This window comes from Mycolicibacterium aromaticivorans JS19b1 = JCM 16368, from assembly GCF_000559085.1.
GTDB classification, from domain to species: domain Bacteria; phylum Actinomycetota; class Actinomycetes; order Mycobacteriales; family Mycobacteriaceae; genus Mycobacterium; species Mycobacterium aromaticivorans.
The window spans coordinates 4,504,305-4,525,776 of the sequence record NZ_JALN02000001.1 but is presented as its reverse complement, the minus strand read 5'-3'; the positions used below and the strand labels follow the sequence as shown (position 1 = coordinate 4,525,776).

Annotated in this window: 21 protein-coding genes; 7 read left to right on the top strand and 14 right to left on the bottom strand. The window is 68.3% G+C overall.

The window, feature by feature from the left end; genetic code table 11:
* The 3 genes from holA to Y900_RS21570 are packed head-to-tail and all read right to left on the bottom strand — an operon-like array spanning position 1 to position 3,267.
* Positions 1-975, bottom strand: coding sequence for a DNA polymerase III subunit delta (gene holA, locus Y900_RS21580; RefSeq protein ID WP_036344423.1), 975 nt, complete (start codon positions 973-975; stop codon positions 1-3).
* On the bottom strand, positions 935-2,467 hold the full coding sequence (locus Y900_RS21575) for a ComEC/Rec2 family competence protein (protein ID WP_036344421.1): 1,533 nt from the start codon (positions 2,465-2,467) through the stop codon (positions 935-937). The genes holA and Y900_RS21575 overlap by 41 nt, the downstream gene beginning before the upstream one ends.
* Complete coding sequence (locus tag Y900_RS21570; RefSeq protein ID WP_036344420.1) at positions 2,464-3,267, bottom strand: ComEA family DNA-binding protein; 804 nt, start codon at positions 3,265-3,267, stop codon at positions 2,464-2,466. The genes Y900_RS21575 and Y900_RS21570 overlap by 4 nt, the downstream gene beginning before the upstream one ends.
* A gap of 121 nt (positions 3,268-3,388) precedes the next feature.
* On the opposite strand from Y900_RS21570, the gene Y900_RS21565 reads away from it, so the two are divergent.
* Positions 3,389-4,447: an NAD(P)H-dependent amine dehydrogenase family protein gene (locus Y900_RS21565; protein WP_036344419.1), complete on the top strand. Its 1,059-nt coding sequence runs from the start codon at positions 3,389-3,391 to the stop codon at positions 4,445-4,447.
* A gap of 90 nt (positions 4,448-4,537) precedes the next feature.
* Positions 4,538-5,086 carry a YceI family protein gene (locus Y900_RS21560; protein ID WP_036344417.1) on the top strand — a complete coding sequence of 183 codons (549 nt, stop codon included), beginning with the start codon at positions 4,538-4,540 and terminating at the stop codon, positions 5,084-5,086.
* On the opposite strand, the gene Y900_RS21555 is transcribed toward Y900_RS21560, so the two are convergent.
* From Y900_RS21555 to nadD, 5 genes are read right to left on the bottom strand one after another with little or no spacing between them, the layout of a single operon-like run.
* Entirely contained in the window at positions 5,073-5,936 is an 864-nt protein-coding gene (locus Y900_RS21555) for a DegV family protein (RefSeq protein WP_036344416.1), read from the bottom strand. The genes Y900_RS21560 and Y900_RS21555 overlap by 14 nt on opposite strands.
* A gap of 3 nt (positions 5,937-5,939) precedes the next feature.
* Positions 5,940-6,707, bottom strand: coding sequence for a diglucosylglycerate octanoyltransferase (gene octT / locus Y900_RS21550; RefSeq protein ID WP_036344414.1), 768 nt, complete (start codon positions 6,705-6,707; stop codon positions 5,940-5,942).
* Entirely contained in the window at positions 6,697-7,365 is a 669-nt protein-coding gene (gene gpgP, locus Y900_RS21545) for a glucosyl-3-phosphoglycerate phosphatase (protein ID WP_036344413.1), read from the bottom strand. The genes octT and gpgP overlap by 11 nt, the downstream gene beginning before the upstream one ends.
* The gene (rsfS, locus tag Y900_RS21540; RefSeq protein WP_036344412.1) at positions 7,362-7,745 is read right to left on the bottom strand and encodes a ribosome silencing factor; all 384 of its coding nucleotides are present in this window, start codon (positions 7,743-7,745) and stop codon (positions 7,362-7,364) included. Before rsfS ends, gpgP begins: the two co-directional genes overlap by 4 nt.
* A complete protein-coding gene (gene nadD, locus Y900_RS21535) occupies positions 7,742-8,407 on the bottom strand; it encodes a nicotinate-nucleotide adenylyltransferase (protein WP_420329780.1) in 666 nt (221 codons plus the stop codon). Before nadD ends, rsfS begins: the two co-directional genes overlap by 4 nt.
* A gap of 180 nt (positions 8,408-8,587) precedes the next feature.
* Here nadD and Y900_RS21530 point away from each other — a divergent pair, with 180 nt between their 5' ends.
* Positions 8,588-9,739, top strand: coding sequence for a PE-PPE domain-containing protein (locus tag Y900_RS21530; protein ID WP_237752621.1), 1,152 nt, complete (start codon positions 8,588-8,590; stop codon positions 9,737-9,739).
* 87 nt (positions 9,740-9,826) lie between these two features.
* Here Y900_RS21530 and Y900_RS21525 read toward each other — a convergent pair whose 3' ends face one another.
* The 3 genes from Y900_RS21525 to Y900_RS21515 are packed head-to-tail and all read right to left on the bottom strand — an operon-like array spanning position 9,827 to position 13,425.
* Positions 9,827-11,272 carry a vWA domain-containing protein gene (locus Y900_RS21525; protein ID WP_036344410.1) on the bottom strand — a complete coding sequence of 482 codons (1,446 nt, stop codon included), beginning with the start codon at positions 11,270-11,272 and terminating at the stop codon, positions 9,827-9,829.
* 4 nt (positions 11,273-11,276) lie between these two features.
* The gene (locus tag Y900_RS21520; protein WP_036344408.1) at positions 11,277-12,155 is read right to left on the bottom strand and encodes an AAA family ATPase; all 879 of its coding nucleotides are present in this window, start codon (positions 12,153-12,155) and stop codon (positions 11,277-11,279) included.
* Positions 12,156-12,174: 19 nt separating this feature from the next.
* Entirely contained in the window at positions 12,175-13,425 is a 1,251-nt protein-coding gene (locus Y900_RS21515) for a glutamate-5-semialdehyde dehydrogenase (RefSeq protein WP_036344407.1), read from the bottom strand.
* Between the two features lie 55 nt (positions 13,426-13,480).
* Here Y900_RS21515 and Y900_RS21510 point away from each other — a divergent pair, with 55 nt between their 5' ends.
* Complete coding sequence (locus tag Y900_RS21510; RefSeq protein WP_109751114.1) at positions 13,481-14,332, top strand: ribokinase; 852 nt, start codon at positions 13,481-13,483, stop codon at positions 14,330-14,332.
* A gap of 33 nt (positions 14,333-14,365) precedes the next feature.
* On the top strand, positions 14,366-15,187 hold the full coding sequence (locus tag Y900_RS21505; protein ID WP_036344406.1) for an enoyl-CoA hydratase/isomerase family protein: 822 nt from the start codon (positions 14,366-14,368) through the stop codon (positions 15,185-15,187).
* 36 nt (positions 15,188-15,223) lie between these two features.
* Here the strand turns inward: Y900_RS21505 and Y900_RS21500 are convergent, their stop codons facing one another.
* Positions 15,224-17,266: an NAD(+) synthase gene (locus Y900_RS21500; protein WP_036344405.1), complete on the bottom strand. Its 2,043-nt coding sequence runs from the start codon at positions 17,264-17,266 to the stop codon at positions 15,224-15,226.
* Between the two features lie 208 nt (positions 17,267-17,474).
* Here Y900_RS21500 and Y900_RS21495 point away from each other — a divergent pair, with 208 nt between their 5' ends.
* Both Y900_RS21495 and Y900_RS21490 read left to right on the top strand, forming a co-directional pair.
* The gene (locus Y900_RS21495) at positions 17,475-18,050 is read left to right on the top strand and encodes a YdcF family protein (RefSeq protein WP_036344403.1); all 576 of its coding nucleotides are present in this window, start codon (positions 17,475-17,477) and stop codon (positions 18,048-18,050) included.
* Between the two features lie 19 nt (positions 18,051-18,069).
* A complete protein-coding gene (locus Y900_RS21490; protein WP_036344402.1) occupies positions 18,070-18,906 on the top strand; it encodes an NAD-dependent protein deacetylase in 837 nt (278 codons plus the stop codon).
* On the opposite strand, the gene proB is transcribed toward Y900_RS21490, so the two are convergent.
* Together proB and obgE are read right to left on the bottom strand one after the other, a co-directional pair.
* Entirely contained in the window at positions 18,903-20,003 is a 1,101-nt protein-coding gene (proB, locus tag Y900_RS21485) for a glutamate 5-kinase (protein ID WP_036344400.1), read from the bottom strand. The two genes, Y900_RS21490 and proB, sit on opposite strands and share 4 nt — an antisense overlap.
* On the bottom strand, positions 20,000-21,448 hold the full coding sequence (gene obgE, locus Y900_RS21480) for a GTPase ObgE (protein ID WP_036344399.1): 1,449 nt from the start codon (positions 21,446-21,448) through the stop codon (positions 20,000-20,002). The genes proB and obgE overlap by 4 nt, the downstream gene beginning before the upstream one ends.
* Positions 21,449-21,472 lie beyond the last annotated feature (24 nt).

Here is a 21,472-nt window from a genome sequence, read left to right as displayed (position 1 = left end):
TCAGTCCCGGCCGCTTCCGGCGGCCAGTTGCGCCACCTTGCGCACCGCATCCTCCAGTACGTAGTCCGCGTCGGCTGCGGCACCCTTGACGTCGGCGTTCAACGCCGCGACCAGCCGCATCGCCGTCGCCACCTTGTCTCGTGACCAGCGCCGCGACTGCTTTTGCGCCTTCTGGATCTTCCACGGCGGCATCCCCAGCTCTGAGGCCAACCGGTACGGGTCGCCGGAGACCGGGCCCACCCGCGCGATCGTGTGCACCGCCTCGGCGAGGGCATCAGCCAGCACGACGTGCGGGACGCCGCGCAGCATCGCCCACCGCAAGGCCTCGGCCGAGCCCGCGATGTCGCCCACCACAGCCTTGTCGGCGATATCGAACCCGGAGACCTCCGCTTTGCCGCTGTGATAGCGCCGGACCGCGATCGCGTCGACGTGACCGGCGGTGTCGGCGACCAGCTGTGAGCACGCCGATGCGAGCTCCCGGATGTCGGAGCCGACGGCATCGAGCAGCGCGGTGACGGTGTCCTCGTCGACCTTGACCTTCTGTCTGCGGAACTCGGCGCGGACGAAGTCGGCCCGCTCGGCAGCCTTGGTGATCTTGGCGCACGGATGCACCTGCGCGCCGAGCTTCTTGAGCTGATCGGCGAGCGCTTTGGCGCGCCCACCACCGGAGTGCGCGACCGCCAGCACGGTGCCGGGCGGCAGGTCGGCGGCCGCCGTCGCGATCAGCTCGACGGCCTCCTTGCCCGCCTCGGCGGCCGACTCGAGCACCACCACCCTCTCGTCGGCGAACAGCGACGGGCTGAGCAGTTCGGCGAGCTCGTTGACCGACACATCGCCCGCGCGCAACCGGTCCACCGGAACGTCGGCGCCGCCGGACGCATTGCGGGCCAGCCGCATCACCTCGGCGATGGCGCGGTCGACCAGTAACTCCTCGTCACCCAGGATCAGATGCAGACCGTCTACCGTCGCGCTCACCTGATGATCGTTTCACGTGCGGCCGACAACGGCTGACACCGACCTTCACGCATTGCCACACCAGCAGCGCGGCGAGCGACGCCCCAGCGACAGCCAGCACGCCACCGAGTCCGGACGGCACGCTCACCGCGGCGCCGGGAACCTCCGCGGCGGTGGACGCGACCCGCAGCAGCCACCACAGCTCGGGACCGGTGAACCGGATCAGCAGCCCGGCGGCCGGCGGCAGCAGCCAGCACAGTGCGGCGGCCGCTGTTCCAAGCACGGTGATCGGCGGGATCACCACGGCGACAGCCAGATTGGCGAGCACACCGATCACGCTCAACTTGCCTGATATCGCGGCCACCAACGGTGCGGTGACCAATTGGGCCGCCAGCGCGATACACAACGCCTCGGCCAGAGGTTTGGGCCAGCCCGCTGCGATCAGCCGAGCCGACCAGCCGGGGGCCAGCACGATGAGCGCGGCGGTCGCGGACACCGACAGCGCGAAGCCCGCATCGACAGCCAGTTGCGGTGCCGCTATCAGCAATCCGAGTACGGTCGCCGCCAACACCGGAACCGCCTGCCGCCGGCGGGCGCTGACGATGGCCACCAATGCGATGGCACCCATCACCGCCGCGCGCAGCACACTGGCCGAGGGCTGCACGACGATGACGAACGCCACCAGCGCGACAGCCGCCAGCCCGACCGCCGCGCGCGGACCCACGAGCCCCGCGGACAACAGCACGGCGCCGCAGACGATCGTGACGTTTGCGCCGGAGACCGCGGTGAGGTGGGTCAGGCCGGCGGTTTTGAATTCCGTTGCGGTGGTTGCTGATACAGCGGACGTGTCGCCCAGTACCAGCCCCGGCAGAACGGCAGCTTGATCAGCGGGTAGCGCGTCGCGGGCCGAACGGGCGAAATGGTCACGCACCGCACGGGCCGCCCGCTGTAGTGGCGACGCCCGACCCACCGTGGGCCGGCCGGTCGCATTGAGCACGGCAACCGTCAAGTCGCGCCGGGTCGGCCGGCTGATGCGGGCGGTGAAGCGGACCGGCTGGCCGGCCATCAACTCACCGAAACCCTGCGCCTGAGCGAAAACCACCACGCTGCCGGTCATCTCGGCGCCGTCGAACTGCGAGAGCGCGGCACGGAACATCAGTCGTCCACTGCCCAGCTGGCGGGGCTCCTCCCGCGGTGTCACCGTCACCGTCGCGACCACGCCGAACCGTTGCGCGATCGGGTGTTCGCGAGCCGCATCGCTGCGCATCGCCGCGGCCAACGCGAAGCCGGCACCTACCACCGCGGCGCCCACCACCGCGACACCGGCCGTGCGAAAAACGGGTACGTGTTCGCCGCGCCACCGGGCCAGCGCAGCCCAGCCGATCCCGATGCTCGCGAAGGCCGCGGCCAGCAGCGGCCCCACCGCCCAGGTGATCGCCACCGCCGTGACCGCCCAGGCCGTCAGCGACGCGGGCACCAGCCGCAGATCGAGGCGGGCGTCCAGGTCCGTCACACCCGGACCAGCGCCCGTAGTTTCTCCAGCCGGGCCGGACCGATGCCGTCGACCTCACCGAGCTGGTCGACGCTGGCGAACTTTCCATTGGCGTCCCGCCAGGCCACGATCGCGGCGGCCGTCACCGGCCCCACCCCCGGCAGCGCATCGAGTTGCTCGACGGTGGCGGTGTTGAGGTTCACCGGCGCGGTCGGCCCGCCCTTTCCCGGCGAAGCAGGCGGATCGGACGCGGCGGGCGGTGTGCCGCTGACCGAACTGCCGAACGCGGTCGGCTGGCCGGCCGGGGTGCTGATGCCGACGACGATCTGCTCCCCGTCGGTGAGATGGCGCGCCAGGTTGAGCCCGAGCGTGTCGGCCCCGCTCAGCGCGCCGCCCGCGGCTGACACCGCGTCGGCGATGCGGGCATCCGGGGCCAGGGTCACCAGCCCGGGCTTGGTGACGAGCCCGACCACGCTGACCACCACAGGCTGGTTGGGATCCGGTCCGGGCCGCGCGGCGGCCGAGGACACCATCTCCACCGGCGGCAGCTTGGCCGACACCACCGGTGGCGGGTCGTCACGCATCAGGGCGAACACTGTGATGAGCACGGCGACAACGGCGATCACCGCCAGGGCGATGCCGCCCGAACGGCCAGGATCGGCGCGGATCGCGGCGAGCCAGTTCGCGCCGCGATCGGCGCGTCCGTCCGGGATCCAGCTGGGTACTGGGATCTCGTCATCGTCGTCGTCATCAGTCGGTTCACCCGCCGGGTCGCCTCGGAGGCGGCGTTGCAGGCCGGCCAGCGGCTGATCGGTTCGCATGCCGCGACGGTAGGGCGCGACGGCGACTGGAGATCCGCTGTGCGGGACTGCGCGGTGCGAACCTGTGGATGAATCCGGAACTGTGTACACGTCCGAACCTCGCCACCCAGGGAGCACCCCCATGACCGCCATCACCGACCGCCCCATCCGGGTGATCCAGTGGACCACCGGCAACATCGGCCGCCGGTCGTTGCACGCGATCATCAGCAGGCCGGACCTGGAACTGGTCGGGGTGTATGCGCACGGCGAAGACAAGCTCGGCGTCGACGCCGCGGAGTTGTCCGGCTGGCCCGAACCCACCGGCGTCACCGCGACCAACGACATCGATGCGCTGCTGGCGGCCAAGCCGGACGCCTGCTGCTACAACCCGTTGTGGCCCAGCGTGGACGAGTTGGTGCGGCTGTTGGAGGCCGGCGTCAACGTGTGCTCGTCTGCGGCGTGGATCACCGGCGGCAAGCAGTCGCCCGAGGATCTGGCCAGGATCCGAAAGGCTTGCGAGCAAGGCAATTCCACGATCTTCGGTAGCGGCGCGCACCCTGGGATGACGAACATGGTCGGCATGGTGCTCTCCGGCGCCTGCGAGCGCGTCGACGAAATCCGCATCACCGAGTCGGTGGACTGTTCGACCTACGAGTCGGCGGGCACCCAATCCGCGATGGGCTTCGGCTGCGATCCCGACACCGAGGGTCTGGCCGAAAGTGTGCGGGTGGAAAGCGAGGTGTTCGCCGAGTCCGCGGCGATGATGGCCGACGCGATCGGCGCGAAGCTCGACCGGATGACCTTCGACGTCACGTTCACCACCGCCACCGGCGACAGCGACCTCGGCTTCATGACGATCCCGGAGGGCACCGTCGGCGGTGTCTACGGCTACCACCGTGGCTGGGTGGGCGACCGCAATGTCGTCAGCGTCGGGTTCAACTGGATCATGGGTAGTCACGTCGTCCCGCCCAAGCCACTCGAGCACGGTCATGTCATCCAGGTGTACGGGGTGCCCAACATGCGCACGGTGCTGCACTGCCTGCCGCCGAAGAACTGGCCGGAGCCGGGCTTCATGGGCCTGGGCATGATCTACACGGCGCTGCCGGTCACCAACGCTGTGCCCGCCGTCGTCGCCGCCAGGCCCGGCATCGCGACGCTGGCCGATCTGCCGCCTGTCACGGGCAGGTTCGCGCCCAGCTGACACGAGGGAATTAAAGCGGACCACGGTCCGGTTACTTCGTGAGAGGCGTCGGGCACCGGGCACGGCGCCGCCGATCAAGGAGACCTCACGATGACCGCAGCGGTTCAGGCCACCGACCTCACCGGAACCTGGGCGATCGACCCCGTCCATTCGTCGATCAGCTTCTCAGTGCGCCACCTCGTTGTCAGCAAGGTCCGCGGGACCTTCGGTGCGTTCAGCGGCGCCGTCACCGTCGCGGCCGACGGCACACCGTCGGTGACCGCCGAGATCGGCGTCTCCTCGGTCTACACCGGCAACGAGCAGCGTGACGCGCACCTGCGGGCGCCCGACTTCTTCGACGTCGAGCAGTACCCCACCGCCACGTTCGCCTCGACGTCGGTGGTCCCCGACGGGGATGCCTACCGCCTCGAAGGCGACTTCACTCTCAAGGGTGTGACTCGCCGGATCAGCCTGCCCGTGCAGTTCAACGGCGTGAATCCGGGCATGGGGCACGGCGCAGTCGCCGGGTTCGAGGCGTCAGTGGTGCTGAACCGCAAGGACTTCGGCATCGACATCGACATGCCGTTGGAGACCGGCGGTGCGGTTGTCGGCGACAAGGTCGCCATCACCCTGGAGATCGAGGCACTCAAACAGGCATGAGGCGATCCGGCGGGGTGGGATCGAGTGCGACCGCGATTCCCACCGCGCCGGCGCCGACGTGCACGCCGAGCACCGGACCCAGGTCGGTCACGACCACATCGCCGCAACCGGGTAGCGCCGACGCCAACGTCGCGGCCAATTCTCCTGCGGCGTCCGGATTGTCGATGTGGTGGACCGCGAGCGCAGCGTGCCGTTCACCCACCACCTCGAGGACCTGCTCGATCATCGCGGCCTGCGCCTTGGATGCCGTGCGTACCCGTTGGGCCAGCACCAGCCGGCCCTGTTCGTCGATGCGCAGCAGCGGTTTGAGAGCGAGCGCGGTGCCCAACCAGGATGCCGCGGTACCGATCCGGCCGCTTCGGCGCAGGTTGTCCAGCCGCTGCACGACGATGTAGGCCCGCACCCGGGGCACGGCCGATTCCGCTTCGGCAGCAACGGTTTCCAGATCAGCTCCGGCCAGCGCAGCACGTGCAGCGGCCAGCGCGACGAAACCGGTGCCCATCGCCGTCGACTTCGAATCCACTACCCGTACGGCACCGTCGAACTCACGGGCCGCGTATTCGGCAGCCCCCAGCGTGCTGGAGAGCTCACCGGAGATGTGCACGGCCACCACTCCGGCACCGTCGCTGGCCTCCAATGCCCCCCGGTAGGCCGCGGACAGTTCACTGGGGGTCGCGCCGGCGGTCGTCACATGACCGCGTTGATACAGATCGGCCGGGGTCACGTCGACGCCGTCGCGAAGGTCGCGGCCGTCGACCAAGATGTGCAGTGGCACAACGTGGATACCGCCGGTGCGGACATCATCGGCCCGAAGCCGAGCCGACGAATCGGTGACCACGACGACGGCCATGGATCAGTGGCGCGGGTTGTCGAGTGGGACGCCTGCTTCGGCGAGGGCCTTGAGCATCAGGTCGGCGACGCCGGAATGCGCTTCGAAGTTCCAGTGGATACCGTCCGGATTGCCGCGGCCGGCCAGTACCTCTTCGGCCACCGCGGCTTTCAGATCGACCACCGGGATGTCATGCTTCGCCGCCCACTCGTTGATCGCGGCGACGGTGCCGGGCCTGCCACGATGGGACATACCATAGGTGGGCGCGATGTGCACCGATGGCACCGATGCGACCATCGGGATGCCGGGCCGGTTGAAGTCGATTGCACCGCGGGTCATTTCGAGGTACTCCACCGTCAGATGAGGCGGCAGCGCCGGGCGCGCCATCGGTGAGAGTTTCGGCTGTACCCAGCCGTAGCCGTCGCGCACCCAGCGACGCAGCCAGGACGGCCGGACGTAGCGGATCAATTCACGCAGCGCGGTGGGCAGCGGCGAGGGCAGCGAATCCATCCCGCTGGTCGCGAAGATCACCGCACCGGCGCGGGGTAACGCCGCCCACGCCCGCGGATCCTGGGTGGCCGCCCACCAGACGTCGCGGCTGGTCCACCCGATTCGGCCGATCAATTCGACGTCCCAACCCAGTTGACGGGCAACAATATTCGGCCAGATCCGCGGATCGTCGGAGGGCAGGCCGCCTTGTGGGCCGTAGTAGGACAGTGAGTCGCAGAAGATCAGAAGGGCTCGGCGGGCAGGAGCGGAGCGACCCGGGGATTCATTCCGCTCAGAGGACATCGTTGGCCACCTGAGCCGACGCGTTCCAGACATCCAGGCGCCAGCGGATGGCCTCGAACGAGGCACCGTCGGCGCCGTGTCCGGACAGCTGCGCCCAACTCGCGTTACCCATCCCACCCAGCACCGGCCAGCTCTCCACCGGAAGCCCGAGCAGCCCGGCGCACAACGCAGCGATCAGCCCACCGTGGGCCACCAACACCAGCGGCCGCTCGGGCTCGTCGACGCCCCATTCACGTTCTGCGGCAACCAATTCAGCGACCAGCGGAACGCTGCGGTTGGCGACATCGACGCGACTCTCGCCCCCGTGCGGAGCCCAGGTCGCGTCATCACGCCACGCCAGCCGCGCACCTGGCGACACGGCGTCCACCTCGTGGTGCGTCATACCCTGCCAGTCACCGAGGTGGGTTTCGCGAAGCCGGGTGTCGACCTCCACCCGCAGCCCGGTGCGCTCCCCCAGCGCCACCGCGGTGTCGTAGGCGCGGTGCAGATCCGAGGACACGATGCGGACGGGCTGACGCTTGGCCAGCACCTCCGCGGCGGCAACAGCCTGAGCCCGGCCGAGGTCGGTGAGCTCGCTGTCGAGCTGACCCTGCATACGGCTTCCGGCGTTGTACTCCGTTTGTCCGTGGCGCAGCATCACCAGCCTGCGCACCCTCATGGAGCGTCCTCCACCTCAACGTCATCCAGGTTCACGCTCAGGAAGGGGCAATCCCGCCACAGCCGGTCCAGGGCGTAGAAGTTGCGCTCCTCCTGATGCTGGATGTGCACCACGATGTCGACATAGTCCAGGAGCACCCAGCGGCCTTCGCGGGTGCCTTCCCGGCGGGCTGGCTTGTATCCCGCCAGCCGCATCTTCTCCTCGACCTCGTCGACAATCGCGTTGACCTGTCGCTCGTTGGACGCCGAGGCGATCACGAAGCAGTCGGTGATCACCAACTGGCCGGATACGTCGATCACGACGACGTCCTGCGCGAGCTTGGCGGCGGCGGCCCGCGCGGCCACGGTTGCCATCTGGACGGCCTCGTCGGACGCGGTCACGTGGTGGTCTCCTCAATTGTGGTGACGGACAGACGGTCCACCTGGCCCAGGTCGCTGTAGAGGCGGCGCTTGGATACGTACTGCACGACGCCGTCGGGCACCAGATACCAGATGGGCCGGTTCTTGGCCGCGCGCAGCCGGCAGTCGGTGGATGAGATGGCCAGCGCGGGCACCGAGACGAGGCTCAGCGCCCCCTCGGGCAGTTGGTCGAACGCGGCGACGATGTGTTGGCCGTTGAGCTCGTAACCAGGCCGGCTGACACCGACGAACTTCGCCAGCGCGAAAAGTTCCTCCCAGTTCTGCCAGGACAGGATCGACGCCAGTGCGTCGGCTCCGGTGATGAAGTACAAGTCGGCGTCGGGATTCAGCGCGCGCAGATCGCGCAGGGTGTCGCTGGTGTAGGTGGCGCCGCCGCGGTCGATGTCGACGCGGCTCACCGAGAACCGGGGGTTGGCGGCGGTCGCGATGACCGTCATCAGGTAGCGATCCTCCGCCGGGGTCACCTCTCGCGACTTCTGCCACGGCTGGCCGGTGGGCACGAACACCACCTCGTCCAGCTCGAAGAGGTCCGCGACCTCACTGGCCGCGACCAGGTGGCCGTTGTGGATGGGGTCGAACGTCCCACCCATCACGCCGAGCCTGCGCCGCGCCGAGGAAACCACGATTGACCAGCTTACGGGAGGCGCAGGTACGTTTCCGCGCGCTCGCGATCGGTCGCTGACTCTGCGCTCCGGCAAAGGCACGTGACGGATATCACTGAAGTTCAGGTAGCCTTTTCCCCGAGTCGAGTTATGCCGATCAGGGGGCCTGTGATGAAGAAGCTCGGTAGCCGACGGATATCTGTGCCTGTGACCAGTGTGGCGGCTGTGGCCGCGGCCGTCGCGGTGGTACTGACGCCGACGGTGTCGTCCGCACCGGCGCTGACCGCCGCCACCGTCGAATATCTGCGCGGAACGAACATCGGATGGACCCCCACCGACCAGCAGTACCGCGATTTCATCTCCCGGGTGCTCGACGGCACCCACACCCCGGCCGCCACGCCGACCTCGGCGGGAAGCATCGCCTACAACGCCGGATTCTGGCCGGTGTCGAACAACTACATCTTCGACAAGACGTGGAACCAGTCTGTCGCCCAGGGCGTGCACAACGTGGAGGCACGCAACCCCCAGGGTGACGTCCTGTTCGGGCTGTCACAGGGCGCGGTGGTGCTGTCCCGCTACAAAGCTGCCCACCCCGAGGGCACCGGCAACACCTTCGTCCTCGTCGAGAACCCGAGCCGGCCCAACGGTGGCATTCTGGAAAGGTTTGCCGGACTGTACATTCCGGTCCTCGATATCAGCGTGAGCGGGGCGACCCCAGACAACGGCGATACCACGGTGGACGTCGCCCGCCAGTACGACGGCTGGGCCGACTTCCCCACCTACCCCTTGAATCTGTTGGCGACGGTCAACGCGATCATGGGGATGATCTACGTCCACGGTCAGACCCAGACCGAGCTCACCGCCGCCGACATCGAGGCCGCGAAAGCCGGCGGCAGCGCGTATTACCAACAGCACGGCGACACCACGTACTACCTCATTCGGACCCCGCTAGTCCCGCTGCTGATGCCGCTCAAGGGAATCGTGCCCGACCCGATTCTCGGCGCCATCGATCCAGTTCTGCGCGCGTTCATCGAAATGGGTTACAACCGCGCCGATTACAGCGCGCCGACGAGGGCCCAGCTGCTGCCGGGCCTCCCGCTGCCGGCATTCCCCAGCCTGCCCGCAGCGGCCAGCGCGACGCCGAAGGCCGTCACGGCGGCTGCTGTCGAACCCGCGGTGTCTGCGCCTGAGGTCAGCACGCCGTCGGCCGCCGCGACGCCGAAGGCCGGCACGCCTGCCAAGAAGGCGAGCGGCGCGAAGAAGAGCGCCGCGTCGAGCGACTCGTCGGGCAGCGACGCGCCGAAGAAGGCGACCGGAAAAAGCGCGCGGCCATCCGCGAAGAAAGCCGGCTAGGCCAGAACCAGCGCCGAGATCGACGTTCTGCAGGTCTTCACTCGCACAAACCCGTCGAAACGTCGGTTTGGGCGAGGGGTGGGCGCGCTAGACCGGCAGCAGCTGGTCGATCACCGCGGCGAGCTGCTTGGCCGACCGGCATTCGTGCATGGTGATGACGTCTTCGTAGCGCGGGACCGCCGAATCGCCGCTGCCCCAGAGGTGCCGTGGCTCGGGATTGAGCCAGTGCGCATGCCGGCTCGATGTGACCATGTGGGCCAGCACATCGACCGCAGGATTACGGTAGTTGGTGCGACCGTCGCCGAGCACCAAAAGCGAACTGCGAGGTGACAACACGTTGTGGAAGTTCTCGGTGAACGAGACGAATGCGTTGCCGTAGTCGGAGTGCCCGTCGCGGGTGTACACCCCCGCCTCGCGGGTGATGCGCTGGATCGCGACCGCGAGGTCGGCGTCCGGGCCGAACAGGTGCGTCACCTCGTCGGTGGTGTCGATGAAGGCGAACACCCGAACCCGGGAGAACTGCTGACGCAGAGCGTTGACGAGCAGCAGGGTGAAGTGACTGAAGCCGGCCACTGAACCCGAGACATCGCATAGCACAACGAGTTCCGGCCGCGCCGGGCGCGGCTTGCGCAGCACCACGTCGATCGGGACACCCCCGGTCGACATCGACTTACGCAGCGTCTTGCGCAGGTCGATGGAACCGGAACGGGATCGACGGCGGCGGGCCGCCAGGCGGGTTGCCAGCATCCGCGCCAGCGGGCCGACGACCTTGCGCATCTCGCGCAGCTGATCGCCGGACGCCCGCAGGAACTCGACGTTCTCGGACAGCTGCGGGATGCCGTACATCTGGACATGGTCGCGGCCCAGCTGTTCGGCGGTGCGCCGCTTGGTCTCGCTCTCCACCATCCGCCGAAGCTGCGCGATCTTCTGCGCAGCAAGCGCTTTGGCGATCTGCTCTTGGGTGGGGCTGGGGTCGTCGTCGTGCGGTGCGAGCAGGCCGGCCAGCAGCCGGCCTTCCAGCTCGTCGAGTCCCATCGCTTTGAGCGCCTGATACGACGAGTACGACGGGCCGCGACTCGAGGTGTAGCGGCCGTAGGCCTCAACGATCTGGGCGATCATCGCGACCAGCCGCTCGTCCATGTCGCCGATGTCTGGATTGTCGGCCAGCAGGTCCAGCAGCATTTCCCGCACGGCCTCGATGTCCTCGGGCGGCAGGCTCTGCTGGGGCTCGTCGTCGGCGTCTTCGTCGACCAGCACGGTGCGCCCGCCCAGCGCGGCAGGCCACCACAGGTCGAACAGCGCGTCATAGGTTTGCCGGTGGTCAGCACGCCGCAACACTGCACAGGCCAGTCCCTCGCGCAGCGCCTCACGCTCCCCAAGGCCGAGCACCGTCAGCACCCGTCCCGCGTCGACGGTCTCCGAGGGACCCACTGAGATGCCTTGGGCGCGTAGCGCTTCGACGAAGCCGACCAGATGCCCGGGCAGCCCGTGCGGGGCCAGCGGCTGTGCGGGACGCACCCTGCGGACGGCCATCGGACTAGTTCAGCCGAAGTTCGCCGGTGGCGCGCTGCTGATCGGACTGGTGTTTGAGCACCACCCCGAGCGTCGCGGCGATGGTGGCGTCGTCGATGGTGTCCATCCCGAGGGCCAGAATGGTGCGGCCCCAGTCGATGGTCTCGGCGACCGACGGCACCTTCTTGAGCTGCATACCGCGCAGCACCCCGATGATGCGAACCAGTTCGGCGGCCAGCGATTCGGGCAGTTCGGGCACCCGCGAGAGCAGGATGCGCCGCTCGAGGTCGGGGTCGGGGAAGTCGATGTGCAGGAACAGGCAGCGGCGCTTGAGCGCCTCGGACAGTTCCCGGGTGGCGTTGGACGTCAGCACCACGAACGGAGTGCGCGAGGCGGTGATCGTGCCCAATTCGGGGACGGTGACCGCGAAGTCGCTGAGCACCTCGAGGAGCAGGCCTTCGATCTCGATGTCGGCCTTGTCGGTTTCGTCGATCAGCAGCACGGTGGGCTCGGTGCGCCGGATCGCGGTCAGCAGCGGACGCGACAGCAGGAATTCCTCGCTGAAGATGTCGGACTTGGCCTGATCCCAGTCGTTCGACCCGGACTGCATCCGCAGGATCTGCTTGGCGTGGTTCCACTCGTAGAGCGCGCGTGCCTCGTCGACGCCCTCGTAGCACTGCAGACGCACCAGGCCCGACCCGGTGGTCTGGGCGACGGCGCGAGCGAGCTCGGTCTTGCCGACCCCGGCCGGCCCTTCGACCAGTAGCGGCTTGCCCAGCCGGTCGGCGAGGAACACCGCGGTGGCAGTGGCGGTGTCGGGCAAGTAGCCGGTCTCGGCCAGCCGCGTGGCGACATCCTCGATGTCGGCGAACAGCGGCGCCGGGCGGGCCGGGGTTTCAGTCACGGATTCTCCTGTTGTCGGCTCAGGCAGGTCGGGTGTGGCCGTCTCCCCAGACGATCCACTTGGTTGACGTCAATTCGGGCAAACCCATCGGGCCGCGGGCATGCAGCTTCTGGGTGGAGATGCCGATCTCGGCTCCGAAGCCGAACTGCTCGCCGTCGGTGAATGCCGTCGAGGCGTTGACCATCACCGCGGCGGCGTCCACCCGTTCGGTGAACCGTTGCGCCGCTTCGAGATCGGTGGTGACGATCGCCTCGGTGTGCCCGGTGCCGTAGGTGTTGATGTGCTCGATGGCGGCGTCGAGGTCGGCCACCTTGGCCACCGCGATGTCCATCGACAGGAATTCCGCCCGCAGGTCGTCCTCAGTCGGGTTGTCGTGGACGGTGACGCCGGCCCGGCTCAGGGCGTCGACCAGGCGAGGTAGCGCGGTGTCGGCCAGCGCCTGGTCGACCAACAGGGTCTCGGCCGCATTGCAGACGCTGGGCCGACGGGTCTTCGCGTTGAGGATGATTCGTTCGGCTACGTCGATGTCGGCGGCGGAGTGAACGTAGACGTGGCAGTTGCCGACGCCGGTTTCGATGGTCGGCACCGTGGCATCGCGCACGACGGCGTCGATGAGACCGGCCCCGCCGCGCGGGATCACCACGTCCACCAACCCGCGGGCCTGGATGAGGTGGGTGACGCTGGAGCGGTCGGCACTGGGTAGGAGCTGAACCGCGTCTTCGGGCAGCCCTTCGGCGGCCAGGGCTCCGCGCAGCGCAGCCACGAGCGCCGCGTTGGATTTGGCGGCCGAGGAGCTGCCGCGCAGCAGCACGGCGTTACCGGATTTGAGGGTGAGTCCGAAGGCGTCGACTGTGACGTTGGGCCGGCCTTCGTAGACGATTCCGACCACGCCGAGCGGCACCCGCTGCTGGCGCAGGTGCAACCCGTTGGGCAGGGTGCGGCCGCGCAACACTTCACCGATTGGGTCCGGCAGTCCGGCGACCTGACGCAGACCGGCGGCGATGCCGTCGATGCGCTGCGGGTTGAGCGCCAGCCGGTCCAGCATCGCCTCCGCGGTGCCCGCAGCTCGCGCGGCGTCGAGGTCGGCGGCATTGGCGGCCAGGATCGCGTCCGCGTGGGCCAGTACGGCGTCCGCGGCCGCGTGCAGGGCGCGATTTTTGACGGTGGTGGTCAGCGTTCCGAGGGTGCGTGAAGCGACCCTCGCGCGGCGGGCGGCGTCGTGAACCTGATCGCGCAGCTCCAGAGCCGAAGTCTGCGTCTCGACACTCATCCGCCCAGGATATCGGTCACCCGACCAACCGGCAGGTGGGGGCTAACGTACGTGGGTGGTAAGAGTGTGCGTGGTGGGCAGCGTGAACGTCGATCAGTTCTTCCGGATGACTGCGTTGCCCCATGCCGGCGAGACGGTTCTGGGTTCCTCGGTGGTGACCGCCCCCGGCGGAAAAGGTGGCAACCAGGCGGTGGCCGCGGCCCGCGCCGGCGCCGATGTGCAGTTCGTCGGGGCGGTCGGCACCGACCGGGAGGGTGATGAGTTACGGGCCCATCTGCACACCAACGGCGTTCGACTCGACGGTGTGGAGGCGTTGTCGGTTCCCAGCGGCCGGGCGGTCATCCTGGTCGATGACCACGGCGAGAACATGATCGTGGTGGCGCCCGGAGCCAACGGGCATCTGACGCTCAACGCGGCCGCCCGCGCCGTCATCGCCGACTGCGAGGTGCTGCTCGTCCAGTTGGAGGTGCCGGTCGCGACGGCCGTGGCGGCCGCCCGGGAGGCGCGTTCCGTCGGGGCGACGGTGATGGTGAACGCCTCCCCGGTCAGTACCGACCCGGGTCTGGCCGAGCTGGCCGAAGTCACCGACGTCGTCATCGTCAACGAAGCCGAGGAACCGCACTGGCGTTGGACCACAGAACATCTCGTGGTGACCCGGGGCTCCCGCGGCGCGACGTACCGCGGCCCGCACGGCGCTGTCGAAATCCCGAGTCCCGAGGTCGAGGCGATCGACACCACCGGCGCAGGCGATGTCTTCGCGGGCGTGCTCGCGTCCAGCTGGGCGGACGGCCATGACCGCGCACTGCGGCGGGCCTGCGCCGCAGGGGCGCTGGCGACCCTGATCGCCGGCGCCGGCGATTGCGCACCGCGCAGCGAGGCGATCGACGACGTCCTCACCCAGTACTGAATTCTTTACGGTTGGGGCGATAGTCTGCACCCGATGACACACAGCGACAGTCCGCGACCGCCCGAGGGTGACTGGCTCGGTACTCCGTTCTTGACGTTCACCCGGGAGGGCGCGTTCGGGGTGTGCACCCTGGACCGTCCCGAGGCGCGCAACGCCATGACACCGGCGATGTACTTCGGCATCAAATACGCGGTCAACCACGTCGGGGCGGATCCGGATCTGGCCGGCCTGCTCATCACCGGCACCGGCGACGTGTTCGCCCCCGGCGGCGACATGGGCGGCGGCGGGGTGGACAACTGGCTGACGTTCGGGGCGGCGTTGGGCATGGACGCGTTGCCGTTCGACACGCTGCGACAGTCCGCCAAACCGGTGGTGGCCGCCGTCAACGGACTGTGTCAGGGCGGCGGCCTTCAGATCGCGTTGTGCGCCGACATGGCGGTGGTCAGCGACCGCGCGACATTCCGCGTCCCGGAGCTCTACCGCGGGATCGCCGACACCTACTACAGCCAGATGCTGGCCCGGCTGATCGGGCCGGTCCGGACGCGTGACCTGATGTTCACCGGCCGCACGCTGACCGCCGACGAGGCGCTGGACTGGGGCATGATCGCCCGGGTGGTTCCGCACGACGACCTGGCCGAGACGGCACGGGACATCCTCGCCCAGTGCTGCCGCACGGCTCCTGTCGCGCGGTCGGTCGTCAAGTCGAGCATCGACAACTACCTGGGCCTCTACGACCGGATCGGTATGCAGCGCAGTCTCGGTTCGCCGGAGTCAATCGAAGGTTTCATGGCGTTCAAGGAACGCCGCTCGCCGGACTGGGTGCACCCGGATCTGCGCATCGACGGCAGGCTGTAGTTCAGCCTGTGCCGCGGAGCCGATTTCTGGCCGTGATCAGTCCTCCGGGATCTCCTGCTCGATCTCGGCCAGCCAGATCCGCGCCGACATGTCCGACGGCGCCCGCCAATCACCGCGCGGCGACAGCGATCCACCGTGCGACACCTTGGGCCCGTTCGGCAGTGCCGACCGCTTGAACTGGCTGAACGAGTAGTAGCGCTGCGCGAAGACACTGAGCCAGTGCCGAATCTCCTTGAGCGAGTATGCCGGACGCTTGCCTTCTGGGTAGCCCGGCGGCCAGGCTCCGCCCACGGGATCGTTCCACGCATGCCAGGCCAGAAACGCGATCTTGGATGGCCGGAAGCCGTACCTCAACACCTGGAACAGCGAGAAGTCCTGCAGCGAGTACGGGCCGACTTTGGCTTCGCTGCTCTGGATCTCCTCGTCCTCACCGGTCGGCACCAGTTCGGGGGTGATCTCGGTGTCGAGCACCGACTGCAGGATATCGCCGACCTCATCGGAGAACTCTCCGGATGAGATCACCCACCGGATCAGATGCTGGATAAGGGTTTTCGGTACTCCACCGTTGACGTTGTAGTGCGACATCTGATCGCCGACCCCGTAGGTCGACCAGCCCAGGCCGAGTTCGGAGAGGTCACCGGTGCCCAGCACGATCCCGCCGCGCTGATTGGCGATCCGGAACAAGTAGTCGGTGCGCAGACCCGCCTGCACGTTCTCGAAGGTCACGTCGTACACCTTCTCGCCGTAAGAGAACGGGTGACCGATTTCCGTCAGCATCAGCGTGGCGGTGTCCCGAATGTCCAACTCGGAGAACGTGACCCCCAAGGCTTGCGACAGCTTGATCGCGTTGCTCTTGGTGCGCTCACCGGTCGCGAAACCGGGCATGGTGAACGCCAGGATGTCGCTGCGCGGCCGGCCTTCCCGGTCCATCGCACGGGCGGCCACGATGAGGGCGTGCGTCGAGTCCAAGCCGCCGGACACCCCGATCACGAGCTTCGGATAGTTGAGCGCCCGCAGTCGCTGCTCGAGTCCGGCGACCTGGATGTTGTAGCCCTCGTAGCAATCCTGCTCCAGGCGACGCGGATCGCTCGGCACGAACGGGAACCGCTCCACCTCGCGCATCAATCCGATGTCCCCGCTCGGCGGGTCGAGGCGGAACCCGATGCGCCGGAACGACGTCAACCGATCCTGATGATGGCGACGATTGTCGTCGAAGGTGCCCATCCGGAGCCGCTCAGAGCGCAACAGGTCCAGGTCGACGTCGGCGACCGAACGTCGCTCCCCCTTCGGGAATCGCTCGGATTCAGCCAGCAGACGGCCGTTTTCGTAGATCATCGTCTGGCCGTCCCAAGCCAGGTCGGTGCTGGACTCCCCCTCGCCGGCCGCGGCGTAGATGTAGGCGGCCAGGCAGCGCGCCGACGCCGACCGGGCCAAGAGCTTGCGGTCCTCGGCCCGGCCGATCGTGATCGGGCTACCGGATAGGTTCGCCAACACCGTCGCACCCGCCAGGGCGGCCTCGGCGCTCGGCGGAATCGGGACGAACATGTCCTCGCAGATCTCGACGTGCAACACCAACCCGGACACGTCGTCGGCGCCGAACAACAGGTCCGGGCCGAACGGCACGTCGGCACCGCCGATGCGGATCGTGCCGGCCATGTCGTCACCGGCCGCGACCTGACGACGTTCGTAGAACTCGCGGTAGTTCGGCAGATAGGACTTCGGCACCGCCCCGAGCACCGCCCCGCGGTGGATGACCACCGCGGTGTTGTAGATGCGATGCAGATACCGCAGCGGCGCACCGACCACCAGCACGCCGAACAGATCGGCCGACGCAGCGACGATGTCGAGCAGGGCGTCCTCAACGGCGTCGAGCAGCGAGTCCTGCAGCAGGATGTCCTCGATCGAATAGCCCGACAAGGTGAGCTCGGGGAACACCGTCACCGCGACGCTGTCGTCGTGGTTGGCCCGCGCGATCCGCAGCACCGACTCGGCGTTGGCGGCGGGGTCTGCCAGCACCGTGTGGTGCGTGCAGGCAGCGACCCGCACGAACCCGTGCCGGTAGGCGGAGTAGAAATCCATGGCCCCATTGTTGCCCGTCACTGCCGCGGCGGAACGGGAACCACCCGTTCGGATCCCTCCGACGTGTCGTTCGATCCTGACCTGGTAGTCGCCCGAACATGTCCGATGGCGCGCGCTATGGAACCGCTATGAAGCCTGACGCTCCCGTAACGACCGTCCGCGACCGCACGATGAGGCAAGCAGCAAGTTCACCTGGGTCGGAGGAAGAGTGCGACGTCGATGGAAAGCCGCCTTGGGCGCCGTGCTCCTCGTTGTCGCCGCGCTGATCGGCGAGATCGTGCCGGCTGCCGCCCAGGCCGAACCGGTGCCCGCCAAGGACTTCTCCAACCCGGCGATCGTCGTTCTGGGCTACGGCCTGCTGCCGGACGGTTCGATGCGGATGATCCTGCGGCGCCGCGTGCTGACCGGGCTCGCGGTGGCGCAGATGTACCCGCACTCCCCGATCATCGTCACCGGTGGTAACCCGCAGAACGGCGTGACCGAAGCCGCCCAGATGCGCCGCATGCTGTTGACTCTCAACTTCCCCGACAGCCGGATCATCGTCGAGGACCGGGCCAACAGCACGGTGCAGAACGCGCAGTTCTCGGTGCCGCTGGCCAAGAAAGCCGGCACCTCGGGCATCATCCTGGTGACGTCGTCGACCCATCAGGGCCGCGCTGACGGCGATTTCGTCGACGCCGGCGCCAATCTGCTGGCCACCGTGAGCTATCCGGACGGCAACCCGACGCTGAACATCACGCAGTTCGCTCACGACGTACTGAGCCCGCTCACCAACTTCGGCTAGCCCGCCTACTCTGGACGGCGTGGAAAGCCCCGAACTGGTCTCGTTGTTGGCGGGCCGGCGCGTGGCCGTGCTCACCGGTGCCGGGATCTCCACCGACTCGGGCATTCCCGACTATCGCGGCCCGGATTCGCCGCCTGCGAATCCGATGACGATTCGTCAGTTCACCTCGAGTCAGGCGTTCCGGCAGCGGTACTGGGCGCGCAATCATCTGGGCTGGCGGCACATGGCCCAGACCATGCCCAATGCCGGGCACCGCGCGCTGGCCCATTTGGAGCGCGCCGGGGTGGTCACCGGCATCATCACTCAGAACGTGGACCTGCTGCACACCAAGGCGGGCAGCCGCAATGTCATCAACCTGCACGGCACCTACGCGCAGGTGGTGTGCCTGGACTGCGGACACACCATGTCGCGCGCGGCTCTGGCCGACGAACTCGAGGCCGCCAACCCGGGATTCGCCGAACGCGCCGAGCGGCTCGGCGGTATCGCCGTCGCGCCCGACGCGGACGCCATGGTCACCGACACCGAGTCGTTCCGGTTCATCGACTGCCCGTCGTGCGGCGGCATGCTCAAGCCCGACATCGTTTACTTCGGCGAGAGTGTGCACAAAGACGTTGTGGCCCAAGCATATTCACTGATGGATGAATCCGACGCACTGCTGGTGGCCGGGTCCTCGTTGACAGTGTTCTCCGGCTACCGGTTCGTGCGCCACGCCGCCGCGCTGGGCATGCCGATCGCGATCATCAACCGCGGCGCCACCCGCGGTGACGCGCTGGCCACCGTCACAGTGGACAGCGGCTGTTCGCCGATGCTGGCGCTGCTGGCCGACGAACTGTCCGGCCTGACCTCCGCGACCTAGACGGCCACCAAGTCGTCGGCATGCACTGCGGGACGCCGCATTTCGGCGGGCAGGTCCGAGGTCGACCGGCCGATCATGGTCGTCAGCTCACCGGCGTCGTAGGCCACCACCCCGCGGGCGACCATCTCACCGTCGGTATCGCGCAGTTCGACGACGTCCCCGCCGAAGAACCGTCCCGACACCCCGGTGATGCCCGCGGCCAGCAGCGACCGGCGTTGCTTGACCACCGCGCGTACCGCTCCGGGATCGAGCGTCAGTGCACCGGACGCTTCGGCGGCGTAGCGAACCCAGAATCGTCGCGCTGACATCCGGTCGGGCCGCGGTGCGAACACCGTGCCCACCGATGCGTCGGTCAGTGCGGCCGCGGCGTCGACCGACGCGGCCAGCAGAACCGGAACTCCGGCGTCTGCGGCAAGTAGCGCCGAGGACAGCTTCGAGCGCATCCCGCCGGTGCCCAACCGGCTACCCTCACCGGCCACCACCCCGCCGAGGTCGTCGGGCCCGGTCACTTCCGGGATGAAGCGGGCGTCGGACTTGCGCGGGTCGGCGTCATAGAGACCGTCGATGTCGGACAGCAGGATCAGCGCGTCGGCGCCCACGAGGTGGGCCACCAGCGCCGAGAGCCGGTCGTTGTCACCGAAGCGAATCTCGTTGGTGGCCACGGTGTCGTTCTCGTTGACGATCGCCACCGCGTGCAGTGAGCGCAGTCGATTCAGCGTGCGCTGCGCGTTGGTGTGCTGCACCCGCATCGAGATGTCGTGTGCGGTCAGCAGCACCTGGCCGACGGTCCGGTCGTAGCGGGTGAACGCCGCACTCCACGCGTTGACCAGCGCGACCTGCCCCACACTCGCGGCGGCCTGCTTGGTCGCCAGATCGGTGGGGCGCCGGTTCAGCCCGAGCGGCTCGATACCGGCGGCGATCGCACCCGAGGACACGATCACGACGTCGGAGCCGGCCTTCATCCGCGTCTCGATCGCCTCGACCAGCCTCGCCAGCCGGCCGGCGTCGAACAAACCGGATTTCGTGGTCAGTGCCGTGGTGCCGATCTTGACGACGACGCTGCGCGCTGTGCGTACGGCGTCGCGATACTGGCTCACGCGTCGTCCTCGTGCTCCCGACGGTGGCGGCGGGCCTCTTTGCGCTCGGCCGCCCCGATCCGGTCGTTCTGCTCGAGCCGGGCATCGGTGCCGCGCCCTGTCGGTGTGACGTCGACACCGGCCGGGGTCTGCGGCTCCCAGTCGAAAGTCATATCGCCGATGGTGACCGCACAGCCGGGTTTGGCGCCTCGCTTGAGAAGTTGGTCCTCCACCCCGAGGCGGGCCAGCCGGTCACCGAGATATCCGACAGCTTCGTCGTTGTCGAAGTTCGTCTGAGCGATCCACCGTTCGGGCCGCACCCCGCGCACCACGAAACCGCCGGGGTTGTGCGGGTCGGCCTCGACGGTGAACCCGGTCTGATCGACCGGGACCGGCCGGATCACCGGGCGACGCGGCACCACCTCGGGCTGGGCCGCCTGGTATGCCGCCACCATGTCCCAAAGCGCGAACGTCAACTCGCGCAAGCCTTCCCGGCTCACGGTCGACACCTCGAAGACCGGCCAACCGCGCGCCTCGATGTCGGGGCGCACGAAGTCGGCCAGCTCCCTGGCCTCGGGCACGTCGATCTTGTTGAGCACCACTGCCCGCGGCCGGTCGGCCAGGTCCCCCAGCGTCGTATCGCCTTGCAGCGTCGGCCGATACGCGGCCAGTTCGGCTTCCAGCGCGTCGATGTCGGAGATCGGATCGCGGCCCGGTTCCAAAGTGGCGCAGTCGACCACGTGCACCAATAGGGCGCAGCGTTCGATGTGTCGAAGGAAATCCAGGCCGAGACCACGGCCTTCTGAGGCGCCGGGGATCAGACCGGGCACGTCGGCAACAGTGAACGTGTGGTCACCGGCCGACACGACACCCAGATTGGGCACCAGGGTGGTGAACGGATAGTCCGCGATCTTGGGTTTGGCCGCCGAGATCACCGACACCAGTGAGGATTTGCCCGCCGACGGAAACCCGATCAGGCCGACGTCGGCGACGGTCTTGAGTTCCAGGGTGAGTTCGCGTTCCTCACCCTTCTCCCCAAGGAGCGCGAACCCCGGAGCCTTGCGGGCCCGCGACGCCAATGCGGCGTTCCCCAGCCCGCCGCGGCCGCCCTCGGCGGCGACGAAGCGGGTGCCCGCACCGACCAGGTCGGCCAGCAGCCGACCATCGGAATCGAGCACGACGGTGCCGTCGGGAACCTTCACTTCGAGATCGGAGCCGTTGGCCCCCTCGCGGTTACTGCCCATTCCCTGCGTGCCGGACTGCGCCGCGACATGCGGGTGGAAATGGAAGTCGAGCAGGGTGTGCACCTGCGGGTCCACGATGAGCACTACGCTGCCGCCGCGCCCGCCGTTACCGCCGTCAGGCCCACCGAGTGGCTTGAATTTCTCCCGGTGAACCGAGGCGCAGCCGTTTCCGCCGCTGCCCGCGCGGGCGTGGATGACGACGCGGTCGACGAAACGAGGCATCGGAGCGTCCTTTCAATCGTCGAG